The organism is Streptomyces nitrosporeus (genome assembly GCF_008704555.1).
GTDB classification, from domain to species: domain Bacteria; phylum Actinomycetota; class Actinomycetes; order Streptomycetales; family Streptomycetaceae; genus Streptomyces; species Streptomyces nitrosporeus.
In genome coordinates this window covers 1,468,588-1,487,399 of the sequence record NZ_CP023702.1, presented here as the reverse complement: position 1 = coordinate 1,487,399, position 18,812 = coordinate 1,468,588, and the positions used below count along the sequence as shown (strand labels likewise).

Below are 18,812 nucleotides of genomic sequence, written 5' to 3'. Positions count from 1 at the left end.
CGGCGCCTGATCAGGCGGAGCAGGAGGTGGTGCTGGTGGTGGAGCTGCAGGTCGAGGTCGAGCTGGTGCTGGTCGAACCGGCCAGCACGACCTCGCTGGCGTCCGAGTAGTCGGAGATCTCGAAGGTCTCGGCCTCGAGCTCGAGGATCTCGTCGGCGAGGGTGCTGAGGTTCTTCTCCATGATGTCTCCTCCGGTCCGGGGCCACCGTGTCCGGAGGCCACCTCCTGGCGTACGCCCCGGTGGGGGTGTACGCCGCCCATTCCACCGCCCGCCGCTCACCGCTCGGCATGCCTCCCGCACACACATCGCTGGCACCCGGCGCCAGCGGCCCCGACGACCGACTCAGGAGCCCCGTGCCCCCCGCGCCCCCGCCCAGCCCCGGCCCTTCTTCCCCCGCCCGCCCCCCGAAGGAGGTCCACCCCGCCCTGTCCCCGGCCCTCGCCCAGCAGGCGGTCCGGCCCGCCCTCACCCTCTACCTGGACGCCCACCGCCACCCGGAGACGGCCGGGCAGGAAGCCCGTACCGCGGCCCTGTTCGCCGGCCGGCTCGCCGCCGCCGGCCTCGACGTCACCCGCGGCACCGGCGGCCACGGTGTGGTCGGCGTACTCCGCAACGGCGACGGCCCACGCGTCTACCTGCGCGCCGAACTCGACGCCCTGCCGCTGGAGGAGCGGACCGGCCTCCCGTACGCGAGCACCAACGGGGCCATGCACGCCTGCGGCCACGACCTCCACCTGGCGGCGGCCGCCGGCACGGCGGACCTGCTGGCCCGCACCACCGCCCACTGGCGCGGCACCCTCGTCGTCCTGGGCCAGCCCGCCGAGGAGACCCTGACAGGAGCCCGCGCCATGCTGGAGGACGGCCTGTACGAGCGTTTCGGCAGACCGTCCGCCGTCCTCGCCCAGCACGCCGCGCCCCTGCCCGCCGGCCTGATCGCGCACGGCGGCCCCCACGCCCCGGTCACCGCCGCGAGCGCCGCCCTCACCGTCCTCGTCCACGGCCGCGGCGGCCACGCCGCGACCCCGCACCTCACCGTGGACCCCGTGGTCACGGCGGCGGCGCTGATCGGACGGCTCCAGACCGTGGTCGCCCGCGAAGCCGCCCCCGCCGAACAGCTCACCCTCACCGTGGGGACCCTGCGCGCCGGAACGGCCGTCAACGTCGTCCCGGACACCGCCGAACTGGGCATCGGCCTCCGCGCCCTCACCGACGCCACCCTGGACCGGGCACTGGCGGCGGTGGACCGCATCGTCCGGGCCGAGTGCGCCGCCTCGGCCTGCCCCCGCGACCCGGACCTCACCGTGCTCTCCCGTTCCCCGGCCCTGCACTGCGACCCGGCCGCGACCGAGGCGGTCCGCGCCGCCCACACCGCCCTGTACGGCCGGCGACGCGTCACCACCTGGCCCCCGTCCCTGGCCGCCGAGGACTTCCCCCTCTACGGCGACGCGGGCCGGGAACTCCACGGCGAGCCCGGAATCCCCCTGGTCTACTGGATGCTGGGCACCGCGAGCCCCCGGCAGTGGGCGGACACCCGCGGCACGGGCATCCCCCCGAACCACTCCCCGCACTTCGCCCCCGCCGTCCGCACCGCCCTCCCCGCCGCGATCACCGCCCTCACGGCGGCGGCGCTGGAGAGGCTGGCGGCGGGGACCGGGGCGGCCGCCGTCCGACGCGGCCGTGCATGACCAGGCCGTCACGGTACGGGTGGACGCCGGTCATGGGCCGAGGCCGTGGAGAGGAGACGAGGCGAGCGCCGTCCCGTACCGGGACACGGGACGGCGCAGCCGGGTGGGAAGCGGATCAGCACTGGTAGAAGATGATCTGCCCGTCGCCGTTCTCGTCCACGGAGGTCCCCACGAGGTTGTCGTCGGAGATCCAGCCGTGCCAGCCGGTGCCCTCGACGCGGACGTACCACCAGACGTTTCCGTAGGAGTTGATCGTCCAGCAGTGGAAGAACAGGGTGTTACCGGCCGGGAGCGGCATGTACACCGGGGCGTTCGGATTGATTCCGCACGCGGAGTAGGGCCCCACCCGGAGGTACAGCTGGATGGTGTTGTAGCCGCGCCCCTCGCCGTTGGCCTGAGGCGTCCAGCAGTCCACCTGCTGGAGGGCCGGAGCGGCGGCGGCGGCCGGGGCGACGGCCGCGGTCACACCGAGGGACATGGCGAGCGCCAACAGGACGTTGGTGACCGCCCGTACGGGGCCTCGCTGGAGCAGGGTGCGGATCACGACGGTGCCTCTCTGGAGACGTGACAGGTTCAGGTCACTTTAGGGAGGGTGGTTCCGTCGGTCATTGACGCTGCGTGCCACCTCGTTGATGATGTGTGACGTCTTGTGGAGACCGTCGTCAGCCGACGGGGCATCAGGAGCTGGACACCGGAGGTCCGCCAGATGTTCAGGACCGTGCACAGCAACGATCACCTGCCGGCCTCCGAGCGCTTCGACTGGTACCGGGAGCTGGTCGGCGGCAGTTTCCTGTCGAGTGTCGTCAGCAGTGAGGAGACCGACGACTTCCGGGCCTCCGCCACCCACCTGGATCTGGGCGTCACGCAGATGGGCGTCCTGGAGTACCCCTCGCTCCGGGCCCGGCGCCCGCCGGGGATGGTGCGCGATGAGGACGCGGACACGTACTGGCTCTTCATGAACACCAGGGGCCGGCAAGTCCTGTCCGGCGGACGGGACGACTCCGCCCTGGGACCCGGCCAGATGGTGCTGCTGAACGCCGGGCGGCCGTTCGACGCCCGGGCCCTCCCCTCCGCGGAGGGGACGCAGACGTTGTTCGTCGCCTTCGCCCGGGAGACGGTGCCACTGTCCCGGCGACTCCTCGACCACCTCACCTCCGCCAGGTTCGACACCGGCCCCGAAGAAGGCAGTGCCATGGCATCCCTGCTGGGATCCTTCATGCGGCGCCTCGCCGCCGACCCGCCCCCGTGCGGCCCGCAGGACGCCGTACGGCTGGGTGCGGTGCTGATGGACCTGACCGTGGCGATGCTGGCGCACCACGGTGACCAGGAGCGGACGGTGCCGCCGGAGAACCGCCGAACGCCCCTGCTGTACAGCTCCCACGCGTTCATCGACCGCCATCTCGCCTCGCGTGACCTCTCCCCGGAAACCGTCGCGGCCGCCCACCACATCTCCGTGCGGCACCTGCACCGGATCTTCCGGGAACAGGGCGTCACCGTGAGTGCGTGGATCCGTCACCGCAGACTGGAGCGCTGCCGCCGTGACCTCGTGGATCCGGCCTGCGCACGTCTGACCGTCCAGGCGGTGGGGGCCCGGTGGGGTTTCACCCACGCCTCGGAACTGAGCAGGGCCTTCAGCGCCGCGTACGGGGTACCCCCGGGCGAATACCGGAGACGGGCGGCCGGGGGCGCCCGGCGCGGGGGAGGCGCGGCCGGCGGGTGAACCCGGAGGGTGCGCCCCGGTGGTGTCACGGCTTCTCCCACAGCCCCTGACCGATGCGGCGGGCCCTTCGGCCGGGGAGGGCACGAGCCTCCCGGGCCCACCGGACGGCCCTGGGAAACGGGATGGCCACCGCCGGTGCGGCCCACCACGGGACGGCCACGCTGTTTTCCGGGCGCGTGCCGGGCGACGGCCGCGCCACGCACCGAGGTGCGGCGGAACGCCGTGATGCGCGGGGAGGCACAGGTACGTACTCATCGAACTCGGTGCCGGACCGGAGTACGACGTCACCCTGGTGGAAGGGCCCGACCCGGTCGAGGACTGGGACGACGTCCTCCAGGGGCTCCCGGGCGGCATCGACGCGGTGATGACGGCTCCGGACGACCTCAACCAGGTCTGGTTCTTCTCGGGAAGCCGGTACGTCCGGGCGGAACTGGCCGGAAGCACGCCCGGGGGGACCGTCCAGGCCGGACCGAACAGCCTCGCCAAGGGGTGGCCGTACACCCTGGGCGGGGTCAGCGAGTTCGGCGAGGGGATCGACGCGGTGATGCCCTTGCGGGGTGAGCGGAACAGCTACTGGGTGTTCTCCGGGACGAAGTACATCAAGGTCGAGGCGGAGGACAAGACGTACGCGGACACCCTGCTCAATGGTTCCAGGACACTCCGCATCGGGAGGACCTAGGAGCGGTGACCGGCCCGACCCGTGCGAACACGGCCGGTCTCCTACGCGTACGACGTGGGTGTCACACCGTCCGAGGCCCACTCGACTCCGTACCGCGGACCAGCGGTGGGCGGGCACTCGCGGCACAGGCATCCCCGGACCACTCCACTCCACTCCTCGCCCTTCGTCCCCGCCGTCCGCACCGCCCTGCCGGCGGCGGACAGGCCGGGGGCGGCCCCGGACGCACCCGCGAGGCGGCCGACGGCGGTCTCCGCTCCAGGGGGCGAGGAGCCGGCCGCGGCTACAAGGAGTCGAGGCCGCGCTCATGGCGGTCGACGGCCTCGCGTACGGCATCGACGAAGCCGTGCCAGTACGCGGGGGCGTCGGGCGCGGTGGCGGAGGCCACACCGGCGGTCTTCCGGCGGCCGGAGCCGCTGCCGAACGTGCCGAACATCGCCCTCCGCAGTTCGGTGGACGTCTCCAGCTGGGCGCCGGCCCCGGTGCGCGTGCGATTGACGATGTTGGCCGGGTCGTCGCCGTTCAGCTCGGAGCTGGCGCCCGCGACGACCACCTCGACTCCCAGCGAGGAGGTGAGCCCGTGGCGGGCGAAGGCCCGTGCCAGGTTGCGGATCAGCCGCTGGTCCCGGCCGCCTATGAGAATCCGCTTGGCCAGCGGTTCGTCGTCCGGCCTGTAGCCGTGGAGGGAGACGGCGTAGAGGTTGTTGCCGCAGACCGCCAGGGCGGCGGGGTCGTCGCAGTTGGTCGAGGTGACGTGGAGGGGCTCGACGGGGGAGGGGAGGGACGCGGTCAGCGTCTCGAACATCCAGTAGTCACGCTGCACCGCACCCGGGGTGTCCGTGTCCGGCTCCGGCTCGGTTCCGGGCTCGGCGCGGTCGTAGCCGGCAAGGGTGAGACACAGTTCGGTGGTGCCCGCCTCAAGGCCGCCGCCGTGCGGGGCGATGATCGCCGTGCTGCGGACGGGGGCGCTCGTGAGCACACCGAGCGGGGCGGCCGCCGCGGGGTCCTTCGCGTAGTCGTTCAGGGTCACCGGGGCGCCGCAGCGGAAGCGGCGCATCCAGTTGACGCCTTCTTCGTAGGCGTCGCTGCTGTAGAGCGCGGCGTTCGAGGCGAACTCGGCCGGTCCGGCCGCGGCGGCGGTGCTGCCGTTCCCCGCGAGGTCGTTGACGAGGGGCAGGGCGGAGGCCGCAGCGGCGACGGAGGCCAGGAGAGTGCGTCTGCTGGTGAGATTCATGAGGTGATCATCTCAACCGGGCCGGCTCATCCTTACGGTGAAGCGGGAACGGTTCCGGTCGCCCGGTTCCGGCAACCACACCGCGTCGAGAAGAAACGGGCATGTGTCCGACGGGCCTCTCGGCGCGGCCCTAATGGCAGAAGGACCCAGGGTCTGTCCGGCGGATCATGCGACTGCTGCGTGCGGGTCCGACTCGTACGTCGCCCGCCGTCTGCGGCCCGGTCCACCTCACCGGTCGCCGTCACCCCTGCGGCGGGCCGGGCGCCGTAGCCGGCGTGGGCGCTTGCGCGGGTGCACCGTGCGTCCCAGACGGCGTCCGACGAGCAGGTAGCCGAGCAGAGCGCCGGTGGTGTTGAGCAGGACGTCGTCGACGTCGAAGGCGCGCCCAGTGATGAGGGTTCCCTGGATCAGCTCGACCAGCAGCATGGTCGCAACGGTGAGCAGCCCCACCCGCAGCACGCCGCGGGTCCTGCGTGAGAACAGCGGAAGGAGGATGCCGAACGGGACCCCGAGCGCCAGGTTACCGCCGAGCTGTTTGGCTGTGTCCACGAAGCCCGGTTGCTGGAGGTAGGCGCGGATCGAACTGCCCGGCGTGAAATTGCTGTGGGTGAATGCCTCGGACGACGGTGAGGCGTTCAGTGTGAGTCTCGCCAGGACGATGGCGAACGCCACCATCCCGGCGAGCGCGACCAGTGCCACCAGCGCCCGTACCGCCCGTCCCGGCCCGCGCCGCGGGGCCTCCTCTTCCGGAGCCTGCGGCGGTAAACCGGGCATATCGGCGTCCGACGCCGCCTTCTTGTTCCCGCCCCGCTCGCGTCTCCATGTCCTCATGTCCCGTCCCCTCGTCGCAGGGCGTGCTCGGATGAGGTGCGGATACCCGGGAAGCGGACGGACACTCGGACTCGGAGGAGGGCGCGCCACCTACGGACGGCCACATTCGCGCCCCCACCGAGGTGTCCCCGCCCGCGTGGCTTTGTCCACGAGAACCGGTTCTGACTCAGGTGCTGTGGAGCGGTCATGGTGAGTGAGCGAGCCGCTGTCGAATCGGATGCGCTCGGAGCCGGGGTGCGAGGTGTTGGCTTCATGCCAGTGAGCTGGTGGCAGTGGCGGTTGATCAGATAGGGCGTTTTCTTGCGGGTCTCTGGCTGATGGCGATGGCCGGCCGCCGGCACCAGGTGGTTCTTTTGCACGGTTGAGTGCGGGATCAACCGCCTCAAGCGCCACCGAGCCGTAGCCACCCGCTACGACAAGCTCGCGGTCCGCCTTGAGGCCACTGTCCTCGTCGCAGCCATCAACGAGTGGCTGCGACCAGCACGCTGCTACAACTCGTAGTCCTGGGCCAGCTCCTCCCAACGAATGCTGCGAAGCGCGGGGTCAACATCCTCACCCGCCGGTACCTCCGGTGCTGGCTGGAACCAGGCGACGACGAGAGTGGAACCGTCCATTGCCGGATCGAGCGCCGTGGAGCCGAAGACACCGACGCAAGCCACGGAAGGCAGCAACTCAACGGGACCGAAAGCGCCTGCGGTCTCATCCGGGCACTCGCGCGAGGGCGGAACGAGATGGACCGGCATGGAGGGAAATGCATGCTCGGCCTGCCGCTGGAGGTAACTGACCTTCAGGTCGTTGATGCGCTTGCACGGGTAGCCTTCCAGCATCCCCCCGTAGGTCGAAGACATCCGTAGCTCGGTGAGCCGGATCGAGCGACCCGACAAGAGGACTATGTGACCCAGTGGCATGCCGACACCTTATGCACACGGTTCACTTCCGATACACGGCCTAAGACCGTGTCCTATGTGGGCTCGGCTCGTTGGGCTCGGTATGGGGCGGGGTACGTGGAGTTGGATTGTTCCGGACGGGCTGTGGGAGATCGCGGAGCCGCTGATCCCGCCGTCGAGGGTGAGGCCGCAGGGCGGCGGGACGCAGGACACGCCTGATGAGACGCTGTTCGCCGCGATCATCTACGTCCTGGTCAGCGGATGCGCCTGGCGGGCCCTGCCGCCGTGCTCCGGGATATCGAAGTCGACGGCCCACCGCAGATTCCTCATCTGGTCGAGAGCCGGTGTCTGGGGACGGCTCCACGAGGAGATCCCGCACCGCCTGGACGACGCCGGCCTCCTCGACCTCTCCCGGGCAGTCCTCGACTCCGCCCACGTGAGGGCTAAAAAGGGGGCGAACTCACAGGTCCGAGCCCCGTGGACAGGGGCAAGCCGGGCTCCAAGATGCACGTCCTGTCGGACGCGAACGGACTGCCCCTCCTCGTCGGCCTCACCGCGGCGAACACCCACGACAGCCTCGCCCTGAAGCCCATGATCGAGGGCCACCAAACGAGACACGACCCCCACCGCGGACGCTACTTCAAGCCCCGGCGTCTGCATGCGGACAAAGCGTACGACGTCCCTCACCTGCGGAAATGGCTATGGGGCAAGCACATCGGGGTCCGCATCGCCCGCAAGGGAGTCGAGTCCAGCGAACGGCCAGGACGCCGCAGACGGGTCATCGAGCGCACCATGTCCTGGCTGACCGGCTACCGCCGCCTCAACCACCGCTACGAACGCCACCCCCGCAACTACCTGGCCTTCCTCGGCCTCGCCGCAGCACTCTGCTGCCACAAACGACTCCTCCGACTCACCACATAGGACACGGTCTTACGACCTCGTGCATGGTTGGGGCGAGGGCGTGTTGAGGTTGCGGTCGGCGTTTTGATCATGCGGGTGTGGCGGGCAGTGCGAGTGCCTTCGTGCGGGGGGTGGCTTGTTGGTCGGTCAGGAGTCCGGCAACGGCTCGGATGGTGTCGGGCAGGTTCTCTCGCCGGGTGTGATGCCGGGCGAGGGCCCTCCAGTTCTTGAGGTGGGCGATGCCGTGTTCGACGGGGATTCTGGCTGAGGAGTGGGCGAAGCGGGCGGCCTCGTGGTGTGCCATCAGCCATTGCAGGTGTTCGAGGTGTTTGCCGCGGCGTTTGCGTGGCGGGGTGACGACCTGGCCGTAGGTTTGCGCCGCGAGGCCCTGATAGCCGGCGTCGGCAAGGATCTGCAGGTCAATGGTGTCAGCGAGCAGGTCGACCAGGCCGGCGTCACGGGCTTGGGTGATGTCGGCGATGGATCCGGCCCGGACCTCGCCGCAGAACAGTGGTCGTCCGTGCTGGTCGGTGACGACGAGGGCTTTCATGGCGTTGATGCGGCTCTTGCCGGAGATGAACCGGCTGCGTCCGCCGCGATGTGCGCTTGGGCGACGGACTCGGACCTCGGTGGCGTCCATCAGTGCGGTCTGGCCGGTGGCGCCAAGATGGGCGATCACATCGGCAAGCGTGCGAAGCCGCAGACCACCCTCGATGCGACAGCCGCGGTCGGCCAGTAGAGGCCGGATCTCGCCAACCGCACGGGTGATGGTCGACCGGTCCACCTGGAACCAGCAGGCCAGCACGTCGTGGGTAACGCCGTGCCTCAGATGCACAAGTGTGGCCAGGAGTCGGTCGACGAAGACCAGCTTGTACTTCGCGCCCGCTCCGACCGCTCGCCGGCGCGGTCGGTCGAGCAGTTCGGCATCCCTGATGGCCTGCCAGACCGGCCCCAACTCCGCTACCAGATCGGCAATCACAGCCGTTGAAAGGCCCGTGACCCGACGCTCCGACATGATCAGCCCACGCGCCTGCATCCCCACCACGAACGGCCTAACGAACCGGCAGGGCCAACGTCACCGCCAACCATGCACGAGGTCGTTAGTCGCCCTGGAGATGGAGTTCCAGACTCGCGGCTTCCGCGCAACGCTCGGCCAGCTCGTGGATCTTCCGCAGGATGTCCCGCTCCCGTTGCCCCTTCACCAGGTCACAGGTGGCTTCGACCTCGGAGATGAACTGAGGCATGTCCGCCGGCGTAAGGATCTGGGTGCGGTACGGGTCCACGCGGTTGAGCATCGGCAGACTGCTGTTCACGCACAGGCCGGAGAACAGATCCGCTTCGTCCTGCACGAACTCCACCGTGGTCAGCCGACGCTTCTTGGGGCTCGTACCTCGTTGCGTCACCTGCATCAGCACTACGTCAACGCCCATCCTCATGTCCCTTCCGAATGCGGGACACTCACCACGGGCTCCGGGGAGGCCGGCGCCGGGGTTCGGTCCACGAGCAGGACGGCGTCCGCCCTGCCAGACCAGGATCGTCTCACTCCTGACCAGCGGTTACGGGACAGCCCTCAGCCGCCGGTCGTGCCGTCGAGCAGCTCGCGCAGGATGTCCAGGTGGCCGTTGTGGCGGGCCGTCTCCTCGGTGAGGTGGAGGAGGATCCAGCGCAGGTCGACGTGCAGACCGTCGCGGATGGTTCCCTCGGCCCGCTCGTCCAGGTCGTTCCCGGCGACCAGTTCGCGGTAGCGGGCGCTCTGTTCGGCGTACTCGTCGAGCAACTGCGTGAGCGGGAAGTCGACGGCGATACGCATCTCGCGGTCGGGGTCCTCATCGGTCCAGGGGCCTTGGTCTTCCTCGCCGAGGAAAACCACCTGGAACCAGTGGTACTCGACCCAGCGCAGGTGGTTGATCACTCCGCTCATTGTCATCAGCGGCGAGCCCGGCAGGAGCGCCCTGCGGGCGTTCTCCGCGGAGACACCGGCGCACTTGGCGCGGGCGGTCTCCCGCGCGTAGTCGAGAAACGTGGTGAGCTGGGTGCGCTCGTCCCACGCGGGCGGTGTGTCATCGATTCTGGTCATCGCGCGAAGCGTCCCCGGTCAGCACGCCCGCTGTCGAGGTATTTATCGCCGGGCCCCGGTCTGCTCCACCCGGCGGCTTCTCCAGCGGAGCGCCGTCGGCGGTTCAGCGCCGACAGGCCGCCCGGCACGATCCGCCGGACAGGCCCTGGCCATGGTGGGGCGGGGACCGGCATGTCGCGGTGGCGGAGGGGAGCGTACGCCGGTCCGGATCACACCGGATCACATCGGGCCGCCCGGGCCCAAGCCATCGCGGAGGCCGTGGCCGACTGTCCGTTCGCGGAACGGGGGTGCGGCGCACGCGTACAGCCGGGGGCAGGAGGCGGCCGGGGCTCGGGAACTGTCCCGTCAGACGTCAGGTGCCTCGTTGATCTCCCAGTCATGGCGGGACGGATGACCGGCGAACAGGCCGCACGCTTCCCCCGCCCCGTTCTGGACGGGACACCAGCGCAGGGGCGCGAGGCGGGTGCGCCGGCTGTCCCAGCGGACCCAGGCGGCCAGTTCGTCGCCGCTGTCGTCCCACAGCATCTGGGCGTGGTCCCCATCGTGTTTTTCACCGAGCGCGCACAGGACGGGGGAGGGGCGTGCGTCCTCCAGCAGATCCGCGAACGGTTCCGGCGGTGAGATCAGAGTGGTGGCGGTACAGCGGTTCACGGCTGGGCTCTCTTTCTCGGAGTTGTCGGGGTGCGGGGCACCCGGGACGGGGAGGGGCGAAGGGGTTCTGCTGTTCCGCTCCGCCACGCTCGCCACCTTCACAGCGGACCGTCAATCCGCATGGTCCACGGACGGGTGATCCGCCCGGAGAACCGGACGTGCTCCCGGCAGGTCTCCCCGTGCCCCCACGCCCACCGTTTCGCGGCATCGGAGTCCTCGCGTGGCCCGGACCCGGCCCCGCACGCGCGGCCGTCGTCGTCCACCCACAGGCACCGCAACGTGAACGCCGTCACGGGAACGTCCGGCTCGCCCCCGATGGGCACCAACGACCAGCGCGGGAAACGGAAACGGCGCTTCACAACACCCGCCCCTCACTACGGGCGTTGCACCGGGCGTTCTCCGCCCGCAGCCGCTCTATGCGATCCACGGGACGCACCCGCTCCGGCTCCGCCTCCCACTCCGCCCCGCCACTGACCGGCCGCAACGACCAGTACGGGCCCGCGATCCCTCGGAACTCACCCACCCGGCCACCGTGCCCGGTGTCCACGACGAGCGTTCCGACGGCCGGGGGATGGGGCTCCTGTCCGTCCGGGGGACCGTTCCGCTCAGGCATGGCGGCTCCTCTCCGTAGTGATGTGACTACCAAGCGGGCTCAGCATTGCCCTAGAGTCAGCCACCTTCAACGTTTCTGTGACGGAGGGCACGTTGGTCAACCGCAAGGAGCTGAACCCCGAGGCGAGCCCGCAAGCAGCGTTCGGGGCACGCCTTCGTCGTTTCCGTGAAGCGCAGGGCTGGACCCAGGACGACCTGGCTGTCCGGGTCGATTACTCGGGCAGGCACATCTCAGCCATCGAAACTGGTCGTAAGCCGCCGACTCTCCGCTTTTCGAGGAGTCTGGACACGGTGCTGGGCCTCTCGGGCACGGCGGACGCGTTCGAACGGACCTGGAGCGAGCTCCGCAACGGCAGTCTGCTGGAAGGGTTCCCGGAGTACCTGGGACAGGAAGCACGGGCGGCGGAGGTCCGGTTCTTCGAGGTGGGCGTGATCCCGGGTCTGCTCCAGACGACCGAGTACGCGGCTGTGCTGGAGGAGCAACGGGTGAGATGGGGCGCGATCACCCCGGAACAGGCTTCCGAACGGGTCGAGGCGTTGGTGGAGCGGCAGGCGGCTCTCGTGCGTCGCGTGCCGCCCGTGGTGATCGCCGTGCTGGACGAGAGCTGCGTACGCCGGCCCATCGGGGGAGCCGGGGTCATGGACCGCCAGCTGGCCCACCTGATCGAGTTCGCTGAACAGCCGAACACCATGCTTCAGCTGGCTCCCTACACCATGGGGGAACGCCGGCCGTTCAATCGCTCGGTCAATCTGTTGACCCTGTCCGATCGTTCCGTGATCTCCTATGTGGAGTCGGAGACGCAGGGGAGCCTGGACCGTGAACTCCCCTCCGTGCTACCGCTGGTGAGGGCCTACCATCAACTACAGGCCGAATCGCTGTCCCAGGCGGCATCCGTGGCCATGATCAATGAGGTACGAAAGGGCACCCCGTGATGACCGACGTTCCCCCTTCCGAGTGGATCAAGTCCTCCTACAGCGGCAACGGCGGAACCTGTGTCGAGTGGGCCCCGGCGCGTGCGGCTGCCACCGGCGCTGTCCCGGTCCGTGACTCGAAGGTCCCCGGCGGCCCGGTGCTGACCGTCCCCGCCGGCGCGTTCGCTTCCTTCGTCGCCGGGGTCAAGACCGGCGAGTTCGGCTCCGTCTGACCGGCGTGTGCCGAGCCGTGAGCCCACCGCGCACGCCCGCGCGGTGGGCTCACGGCTGTCCAGGGCGCGGTGAACGCCCCCTCGTACGGCCACGCCGCCGACTCGCGCGGTTCTGCCCTCCCCGCCGTGCCCAGGGGCGCGAGGGCGGCCGGCCGTCGAAGGCGGGAGCAGTGGCAGAGGCCGGCCGGAAGGGGGGCCAGGGGCTGTCCGGACCGCGTAGGAATCCTGTCTACGGTGCCATGTCGCGCAGGTCCGGGCGGTTCCTGGGCAGGCCGAATCCCGCCATCTCTTTTTCCTCGTAGGACAGGAAGCCCAGACTCCGGTAGAACGCGTGGTTGCGCTTGCCCTCCGGTGCCGACTCGTGGTCCGTGGACAGGAGGAAGAAGCGGCAGTGCGAGTAGCGCGGCATGAGGTCCTCGATCAGGGCCCGGCCTATGCCCTGCCTGTGATACCTGGGATTGACCACGACATCCTGGACGTAGCAGATGTGTTCGTCGTCGGAGATGGTGCGGGCCAGTCCGAGGAGCGTTCCTGAACCGTCCCGTGCGGTGATGACGAGATGCGAGTTCAGCAGGCCGCGGCAGAGTTTGCCGATGTCCTTGGTGTAGCCCTCCCAGCCGACCGATGCGTAGAGGCTGAGCATCTCCTCAGGATCGAAAGCATTTTCTTCTGCTATGAACACACTGAACTCCTGTACGGTGGCACCGCTTCTGAGGGCGAACTCGACACCGCATCTGACTTCACACTCGTCAGGCGCGTCAAGATCGGCAGCCATCGGTTTCAGCCGGCCTCGGCGGGTTCCCCGGCGCGAGCGCGGGCGCGGGTACGGGCACGGGCGCTCCAGGGTGTGCCCCGGTCCGGCGGCCCGTCGGTTCGGTCGTGGGTGTGGCCCCCGAGCGAGGTCATCGACGGCTGAACGTTTCGTCTGTGGTGCGGATGACCATTCATATTCTGTGTTCGCGGCCCCGGAGAACTCCGTTGCGGTGGGCGCATAACACCAGATTCCGGGAGCAGGGCATAGGAAGAGGGATGTGAAGAGTTGTTCGATCGATGCTTTGCTTTTCCGGATGAACTGCGTACGGCGGTGCGGTCTTCCCCCCTGCGTGTCGGAATCATCGGCGGCGGGCTGGCGGGGCTGGTTTCCGCCTATGAACTCCAGCGGCGCGGGGTGGACGCCGTGGTCTATGAACGGGCTGAACGCCCCGGTGGGCGGGTGCGTACACACCGGTTCTGGGACGGCACCTACGCCGATGTGGGCGCTATGCGTATCCCGGGGAATCACGAATGCGTCCTGCACTACGTACAGAAGTTCGGGTTGCGGACCCGTCCCTTCATCAACCTGAATCCGGAAGGGTATTACCATCTGCGCGGCAGACGGGTGCGTTTGAGTCAAGCCCAGCAACTGTATTCGGCCTACGGTCTCGACATCGCCGACCACGGCGAACCGAGAGCGTGGCTGGACCGTGTACTGAGTACCGCGTGGGACGGCCTCACCCCCGCACAGCAGACCAGCGTCCTGGAAGGCCACTGGCAGGACGCGGCCCTGGACGAGCTGATGTCGACCTCCCTGTGGCAGTTCGCCCGCCGGAAATTCTCCGAGGAGGCCTGGGACCTGCTCGGGCACACCAGCGGACTGGTGCACTATGAGCACGCCTCCCTCCTCGAAGTGCTCGTCGACTACTTCGGTCTCTTCCACGCCGCGCCCCTTGAGATCGTCGGCGGGATGGACACCCTGATCCGTGAGTTCGTACGGCGCCTGAGACCGGGAACGCTTCGCCTGTCCACGCGGATCGACGCCGTACACCTGTCCTCCGGCGCGGCGCGGATCAGCGGCCGGTCCATAGGGCGGCCTGTCGACGAGTCGCACGACGCCGTGGTGGCCTGCGTCCCGCTGACCACTCTCGACCAGATCGCCATCACCCCGGAGCTGCCCCACCGGCAAGCACAAGCGGTCCGCAGTCTCACCTATGCGAGCAGCACCAAGACCCTGGTGCACCTCCGCCGGCGAAGCTGGGAGATCAACGACGGCATCTACGGCGGAGGGAGTTTCACCGATCTCCCGATCCAGCAGTGCTGGTACCCGTCGGACAACGCCCGTACCGTTCCCGTAGCCGGTGTGCCCTCACCCCACCGGCTGACCGCCCGGAGCCGTGAACTGTCACACGAGCCAGGAGTGCTTACGGGCGCCTACCTCTGGGGCCCGCACGCAAGGCGCTTCACCGCGCTGGCGCGGGCGGACCGCGACCGGGTCGTGATGCGGAGTCTGGAACAGCTGCATCCGGGCATCTGCGACGACATCGACGACATCCTGCACTGGGACTGGGACGACCAGCCCGGAATGAGCGGGGGGTCTTTCGCCTACCTCGCTCCAGGAGAGCACACGAGATACCTCGACAGCCTTGCGACGCCGCATCCGGTGAGCGACCCCCGCCTCTTCTTCGCGGGCGAGCACCTCTCGGCCGCCCACGCGTGGATGCAAGGGGCCGCCCAGTCCGCCCTCCGGGCCGTCAGCCACTTACTGGACCGCCTGCCCGCCACCGTGCGGGAGCGGGACACGAACGGCGGGACGGAAGACCTCATCAGGCAAGGAGCTACGACATGAGCACGCAGGAGCAGCACAGCAGCCGTAGCCGTCCGCGTCTGCGTGTCCCGGACCTGCCCGAAGCGTTCCTCGCCCCTCCGGGCGCGCGCGAACGTATCGGCCTTGAGGTCGAGGCGGGGGTGCTGGACGAGACGACCGGCCTCGCCGCTCCCTACGGCGGGCCGCACGGCATGGCCGCCCTCCTGCGGCAGGTACTGCGGGAGCGGGGCGGTTCACCGCGGTGGGCCGGAGAGGTCCTGACGGGAGTCCACCTTCCGGACGGTACGAAACTCACGCTCGAACACGGCGGTCAGCTGGAGTACTCGTCCCCTCCCGCGGACGACCTGGTCACTCTGGTGGCGGCCATGCGCCGCACCATGGAAGACATGGCCGCGCTGGCCGGGCAGCACGGCCTGGCCATCGTCCCCGGGGGAAATCTCCCCTTCGACCGGGTCGACACCGCTCCTTGGGTGCCCACCGTGCGCGGCGGGGTCATGCGGACGTACTTCGCCGGCCTCGGTCCGGAGGGCGAGGGGGCACCGCACATCATGAGGCTGTCGACCTCGACGCAGACCACGCTGGACCACCTCTCCGAGGACGACCTGGCCTCGAAGCTCCGCGTCCAGGCCGCCGCCTCGCCCGTCGTCGCGGCGCTGCTCGTCAACTCACCGCTGTACGCCGGACGGCTCGACGGTGTCCTCTCCCACCGCTGCCGCGACTGGCTCCGCATGGATCCCAGGCGAGTCGGTTCCCCGGGACCCGCGCTACGTACCCCGCTCACCGCGAAGGCCCTGACCGACTGGGCGCTGGGCCTGCCCATGATCTACCGCCACAGTCCCACCGGTTACCGCCTCGCGGGACCCCGGACATTCGCCGACCATCTCCGCGACGGTTTCGACGACGGGACCTTTGCCGGCTGGGACGACTGGCTCTCCCACCTCGACCAGATCTACACCACGGTCCGCGTCCGACGGAACCTGGAGACCCGCGCACCCGACGGCCCGCCGTACCCGCACATTCCCGCGCTGCCGGCCCTGTGGACCGGACTGACGTACCACGCGCCCTCGCGTGAGGCCGCCTGGGAACTCCTCAGGCACTACACGCCCGAGGAGACCGAAGCGGCGCAACGGGCCCTGCCCGCGGACGGGCTGGCCACCCGCCTGGGCGGAGACACCGCCCGCGACCTGGCCGGCCGGCTCCTCGCACTGGCACGCGCGGGCCTGGAGGCCCGCGTCCTCGCCGGACTCGAACAACCCGAAGCGCCTGCCTACCTGGACCCGCTCGACGAGATCCTGGACACGGACGAGACGTTCGCCGAGCAGACCGCGCGCCACTGGCGGACGACCTACCGCAACGACCCCGCCCGCTACGTCAAGGCCCACCGGGTTCCGCCCGCCGTCTGACACGGAGGAGTCGGCGGCTGCCGCGCGGACGAGCGGCACCTGACCCGGTCCGCCCGCTTCCGTCCGCGCGGTCCGCGGGAGTTCGTCCCACGCGGAGCCGGCCGCTCGCTGCGCCCTGACGCACCGTACCAGGCGGCGTGACGACCGCCCTCCAGGGCCGCGTGCGAGGATCGGACGATGGACAATCCCCGCCGTGAGCTACTGCGCTGGCAGTTCGACATGACCTGGTCGCTGTTCACGTACCACCTGGAGCGGCTCGCGCCCGAGGACTTCCTGTGGGAGCCCGCCGACCTGACCTGGACGGTGCGCCCGGACGCCGCCGGGAACTGGCTGCCGGACTGGGCCGACACCGAGCCCGACCCCGTCCCCGTTCCCACCATCGGCTGGGTGAGCTGGCACATCGGCTGGTGGTGGAGCACTGCCATCGATCACGCGCGGGGGCGTACGCCCCGGGAGCGTACCGACATCACGTGGCCGGGCGACGGACCGGCGGCCGTCGCCCGGCTGCAGGATCTGCGTACCCAGTGGCTGGCGGTCCTCGGCGAACTCACCGACGCCGATCTGGACGCCGCCTCCACACTGCCGTGGCAGGCCCCGCCGGACAACACCGTCGGGCACATGATCGCCTGGCTGAACGCCGAGCTGATGAAGAACGTCGCCGAGATCGGGCAGCTGCGGCTGATCAGGGCGGCCTCGAAGCCGCGACCCGGGGAGCGGCGGAGCCCGGGAAGGGGAACGCCGCCCAGCACGGCCGCCGGGACGCCGAGCCCGGTCGCCCCCACGTCGTAGGACCAGCGGGGCCGAGCCCGGGGCCGACGGCCGCCCGCTCCCTCGTCGGCCTCCCTTCCTCCGTGGAGGACGCCTCCCCCGGGCCGGGCCGGGCCGCTCCGCAGCGGCCTCCGCGACCCGACTTTGCATGATCATGCGTAATCATGCATACTCTTCCTATGTCTAAGGTCCTCACCTCCCTTCCGGCCGGCGAGCGCGTCGGTATCGCCTTCTCGGGCGGCCTCGACACCTCGGTCGCGGTCGCGTGGATGCGCGACAAGGGTGCCGTCCCCTGCACCTACACCGCCGACATCGGCCAGTACGACGAGCCCGACATCGAGTCGGTGCCCGGCCGTGCCCAGGCCTACGGTGCCGAGATCGCGCGCCTGGTCGACTGCCGCGCGGCACTGGTCGAGGAGGGCCTGGCCGCACTGACCTGCGGGGCGTTCCACATCCGCTCCGGCGGGCGCGCGTACTTCAACACCACGCCGCTCGGCCGTGCCGTCACCGGCACCCTGCTGGTCCGGGCGATGCTCGAGGACGACGTCCAGATCTGGGGCGACGGCTCGACCTTCAAGGGCAACGACATCGAGCGGTTCTACCGCTACGGCCTGCTGGCCAACCCGAACCTGCGGATCTACAAGCCCTGGCTGGACGCGGACTTCGTGACCGAGCTCGGTGGCCGCAAGGAGATGTCGGAGTGGCTCCTGGCCCACGACCTGCCCTACCGCGACAGCACGGAGAAGGCGTACTCCACCGACGCCAACATCTGGGGCGCCACCCACGAGGCCAAGACGCTGGAGCACCTGAACACCGGCGTGGAGACCGTCGAGCCGATCATGGGCGTGCGGTTCTGGGACCCGTCGGTCGAGATCGACACCGAGGACGTGACGATCGGCTTCGAGCAGGGCCGCCCGGTCACGGTCAACGGCAAGGAGTTCGCCTCCCCGGTCGACCTCGTCATGGAGGCCAACGCCATCGGCGGCCGCCACGGCATGGGCATGTCCGACCAGATCGAGAACCGGATCATCGAGGCCAAGAGCCGTGGCATCTACGAGGCCCCGGGCATGGCCCTGCTGCACGCCGCGTACGAGCGTCTGGTCAACGCGATCCACAACGAGGACACCCTCGCCCAGTACCACAACGAGGGCCGGCGCCTGGGCCGCCTCATGTACGAGGGCCGCTGGCTGGACCCGCAGGCGCTGATGGTGCGCGAGTCGCTCCAGCGCTGGGTCGGCGCGGCCGTCACCGGTGAGGTGACGCTGCGGCTGCGGCGCGGTGAGGACTACTCGCTCCTCGACACCACGGGCCCGGCGTTCAGCTACCACCCGGACAAGCTCTCCATGGAGCGCACCGTCGACTCGGCCTTCGGCCCGGTGGACCGTATCGGCCAGCTCACCATGCGCAACCTCGACATCGCCGACTCCCGCGCCAAGCTGGAGCAGTACGCGGGCATCGGCCTGATCGGCACCTCCAACCCGGCCATCGGCGCGGCCCAGGCCGCCGCGACCGGCCTGATCGGCTCCCTTCCCGAGGGCGGCGCCGAGGCCATCGCCTCCCGTGGCGAGGCGTCCGAGGACGACGCGATGCTGGACCGCGCCGCCATGGAGTCCGGCACCGACTGACCGTCCGCACACCGGG

The 18,812-nt window shown here is 70.0% G+C and carries 21 protein-coding genes and 1 pseudogene; 10 read left to right on the top strand and 12 right to left on the bottom strand.

Annotated elements, in window-relative coordinates; all coding sequences use genetic code 11:
* Nucleotides 1-10: 10 nt before the first annotated feature.
* A complete protein-coding gene (locus tag CP967_RS06385; protein ID WP_018555848.1) occupies nucleotides 11-181 on the bottom strand; it encodes a thiazolylpeptide-type bacteriocin in 171 nt (56 codons plus the stop codon).
* Nucleotides 182-354: 173 nt separating this feature from the next.
* Between CP967_RS06385 and CP967_RS06380 the strand changes: the two genes are divergently transcribed.
* Nucleotides 355-1,686, top strand: a complete 1,332-nt coding sequence (locus CP967_RS06380) for an amidohydrolase (RefSeq protein WP_373300356.1) — start codon at nucleotides 355-357, stop codon at nucleotides 1,684-1,686.
* A 115-nt stretch (nucleotides 1,687-1,801) separates the two neighbouring features.
* Here the strand turns inward: CP967_RS06380 and CP967_RS06375 are convergent, their stop codons facing one another.
* Nucleotides 1,802-2,230, bottom strand: a complete 429-nt coding sequence (locus CP967_RS06375; RefSeq protein ID WP_229888346.1) for a hypothetical protein — start codon at nucleotides 2,228-2,230, stop codon at nucleotides 1,802-1,804.
* A gap of 174 nt (nucleotides 2,231-2,404) precedes the next feature.
* On the opposite strand from CP967_RS06375, the gene CP967_RS06370 reads away from it, so the two are divergent.
* Together CP967_RS06370 and CP967_RS06365 are read left to right on the top strand one after the other, a co-directional pair.
* Nucleotides 2,405-3,406: a helix-turn-helix domain-containing protein gene (locus CP967_RS06370; RefSeq protein ID WP_167535337.1), complete on the top strand. Its 1,002-nt coding sequence runs from the start codon at nucleotides 2,405-2,407 to the stop codon at nucleotides 3,404-3,406.
* A gap of 292 nt (nucleotides 3,407-3,698) precedes the next feature.
* A complete protein-coding gene (locus CP967_RS06365; RefSeq protein WP_150487012.1) occupies nucleotides 3,699-4,085 on the top strand; it encodes a hypothetical protein in 387 nt (128 codons plus the stop codon).
* Nucleotides 4,086-4,365: 280 nt separating this feature from the next.
* Here CP967_RS06365 and CP967_RS06360 read toward each other — a convergent pair whose 3' ends face one another.
* From CP967_RS06360 to CP967_RS06345, 3 genes are all read right to left on the bottom strand, one after another.
* On the bottom strand, nucleotides 4,366-5,316 hold the full coding sequence (locus CP967_RS06360; protein ID WP_150487011.1) for a poly-gamma-glutamate hydrolase family protein: 951 nt from the start codon (nucleotides 5,314-5,316) through the stop codon (nucleotides 4,366-4,368).
* 228 nt (nucleotides 5,317-5,544) lie between these two features.
* Complete coding sequence (locus tag CP967_RS06355; protein WP_150487010.1) at nucleotides 5,545-6,147, bottom strand: VanZ family protein; 603 nt, start codon at nucleotides 6,145-6,147, stop codon at nucleotides 5,545-5,547.
* Between the two features lie 488 nt (nucleotides 6,148-6,635).
* Nucleotides 6,636-7,055 (bottom strand): hypothetical protein, encoded by a 420-nt coding sequence (locus tag CP967_RS06345; protein WP_150487009.1) that lies wholly within the window; start codon nucleotides 7,053-7,055, stop codon nucleotides 6,636-6,638.
* Nucleotides 7,056-7,137: 82 nt separating this feature from the next.
* Between CP967_RS06345 and CP967_RS06340 the strand changes: the two genes are divergently transcribed.
* Nucleotides 7,138-7,955, top strand: a protein-coding gene (locus CP967_RS06340; protein WP_150487008.1) for an IS5 family transposase whose coding sequence is annotated in 2 segments (ribosomal slippage) — nucleotides 7,138-7,480 and nucleotides 7,480-7,955 — 819 coding nt in all. Because the reading frame shifts where the segments join, the coding sequence is not laid out codon by codon here.
* Between the two features lie 67 nt (nucleotides 7,956-8,022).
* Here CP967_RS06340 and CP967_RS06335 read toward each other — a convergent pair.
* The 6 genes from CP967_RS06335 to CP967_RS06315 form a co-directional block, all read right to left on the bottom strand.
* Nucleotides 8,023-8,970 carry a transposase family protein gene (locus tag CP967_RS06335; protein WP_150491731.1) on the bottom strand — a complete coding sequence of 316 codons (948 nt, stop codon included), beginning with the start codon at nucleotides 8,968-8,970 and terminating at the stop codon, nucleotides 8,023-8,025.
* A gap of 64 nt (nucleotides 8,971-9,034) precedes the next feature.
* Complete coding sequence (locus tag CP967_RS06330; protein WP_150487007.1) at nucleotides 9,035-9,364, bottom strand: hypothetical protein; 330 nt, start codon at nucleotides 9,362-9,364, stop codon at nucleotides 9,035-9,037.
* A 140-nt stretch (nucleotides 9,365-9,504) separates the two neighbouring features.
* Nucleotides 9,505-10,011 (bottom strand): DinB family protein, encoded by a 507-nt coding sequence (locus CP967_RS06325; protein WP_150487006.1) that lies wholly within the window; start codon nucleotides 10,009-10,011, stop codon nucleotides 9,505-9,507.
* 345 nt (nucleotides 10,012-10,356) lie between these two features.
* Entirely contained in the window at nucleotides 10,357-10,662 is a 306-nt protein-coding gene (locus CP967_RS06320; RefSeq protein ID WP_150487005.1) for a hypothetical protein, read from the bottom strand.
* Between the two features lie 98 nt (nucleotides 10,663-10,760).
* Nucleotides 10,761-11,021: a DUF7848 domain-containing protein gene (locus tag CP967_RS35530; RefSeq protein WP_444545667.1), complete on the bottom strand. Its 261-nt coding sequence runs from the start codon at nucleotides 11,019-11,021 to the stop codon at nucleotides 10,761-10,763.
* A complete protein-coding gene (locus tag CP967_RS06315) occupies nucleotides 11,018-11,275 on the bottom strand; it encodes a hypothetical protein (protein WP_150487004.1) in 258 nt (85 codons plus the stop codon). Before CP967_RS06315 ends, CP967_RS35530 begins: the two co-directional genes overlap by 4 nt.
* Nucleotides 11,276-11,367: 92 nt before the next feature.
* On the opposite strand from CP967_RS06315, the gene CP967_RS06310 reads away from it, so the two are divergent.
* Nucleotides 11,368-12,207: a helix-turn-helix domain-containing protein gene (locus CP967_RS06310; RefSeq protein ID WP_150487003.1), complete on the top strand. Its 840-nt coding sequence runs from the start codon at nucleotides 11,368-11,370 to the stop codon at nucleotides 12,205-12,207.
* Nucleotides 12,207-12,419 (top strand): DUF397 domain-containing protein, encoded by a 213-nt coding sequence (locus tag CP967_RS06305; protein WP_150487002.1) that lies wholly within the window; start codon nucleotides 12,207-12,209, stop codon nucleotides 12,417-12,419. The genes CP967_RS06310 and CP967_RS06305 overlap by 1 nt, the downstream gene beginning before the upstream one ends.
* A gap of 229 nt (nucleotides 12,420-12,648) precedes the next feature.
* Here CP967_RS06305 and CP967_RS06300 read toward each other — a convergent pair whose 3' ends face one another.
* Nucleotides 12,649-13,101: a GNAT family N-acetyltransferase gene (locus CP967_RS06300; RefSeq protein ID WP_208838862.1), complete on the bottom strand. Its 453-nt coding sequence runs from the start codon at nucleotides 13,099-13,101 to the stop codon at nucleotides 12,649-12,651.
* A gap of 402 nt (nucleotides 13,102-13,503) precedes the next feature.
* Between CP967_RS06300 and CP967_RS06295 the strand changes: the two genes are divergently transcribed.
* The 4 genes and pseudogenes from CP967_RS06295 to argG all read left to right on the top strand — a co-directional run bounded on the left by CP967_RS06295 (nucleotide 13,504) and on the right by argG (nucleotide 18,796).
* Nucleotides 13,504-15,021, top strand: a complete 1,518-nt coding sequence (locus tag CP967_RS06295) for a flavin monoamine oxidase family protein (RefSeq protein WP_208838861.1) — start codon at nucleotides 13,504-13,506, stop codon at nucleotides 15,019-15,021.
* Complete coding sequence (locus CP967_RS06290; protein WP_150486999.1) at nucleotides 15,018-16,403, top strand: glutamate-cysteine ligase family protein; 1,386 nt, start codon at nucleotides 15,018-15,020, stop codon at nucleotides 16,401-16,403. Before CP967_RS06295 ends, CP967_RS06290 begins: the two co-directional genes overlap by 4 nt.
* 177 nt (nucleotides 16,404-16,580) lie before the next feature.
* Nucleotides 16,581-17,099, top strand: a pseudogene (locus CP967_RS06285) (DinB family protein); the annotation flags it as partial.
* 251 nt (nucleotides 17,100-17,350) lie between these two features.
* Nucleotides 17,351-18,796, top strand: a complete 1,446-nt coding sequence (argG, locus tag CP967_RS06280) for an argininosuccinate synthase (RefSeq protein WP_150486997.1) — start codon at nucleotides 17,351-17,353, stop codon at nucleotides 18,794-18,796.
* Nucleotides 18,797-18,812: the final 16 nt, after the last annotated feature.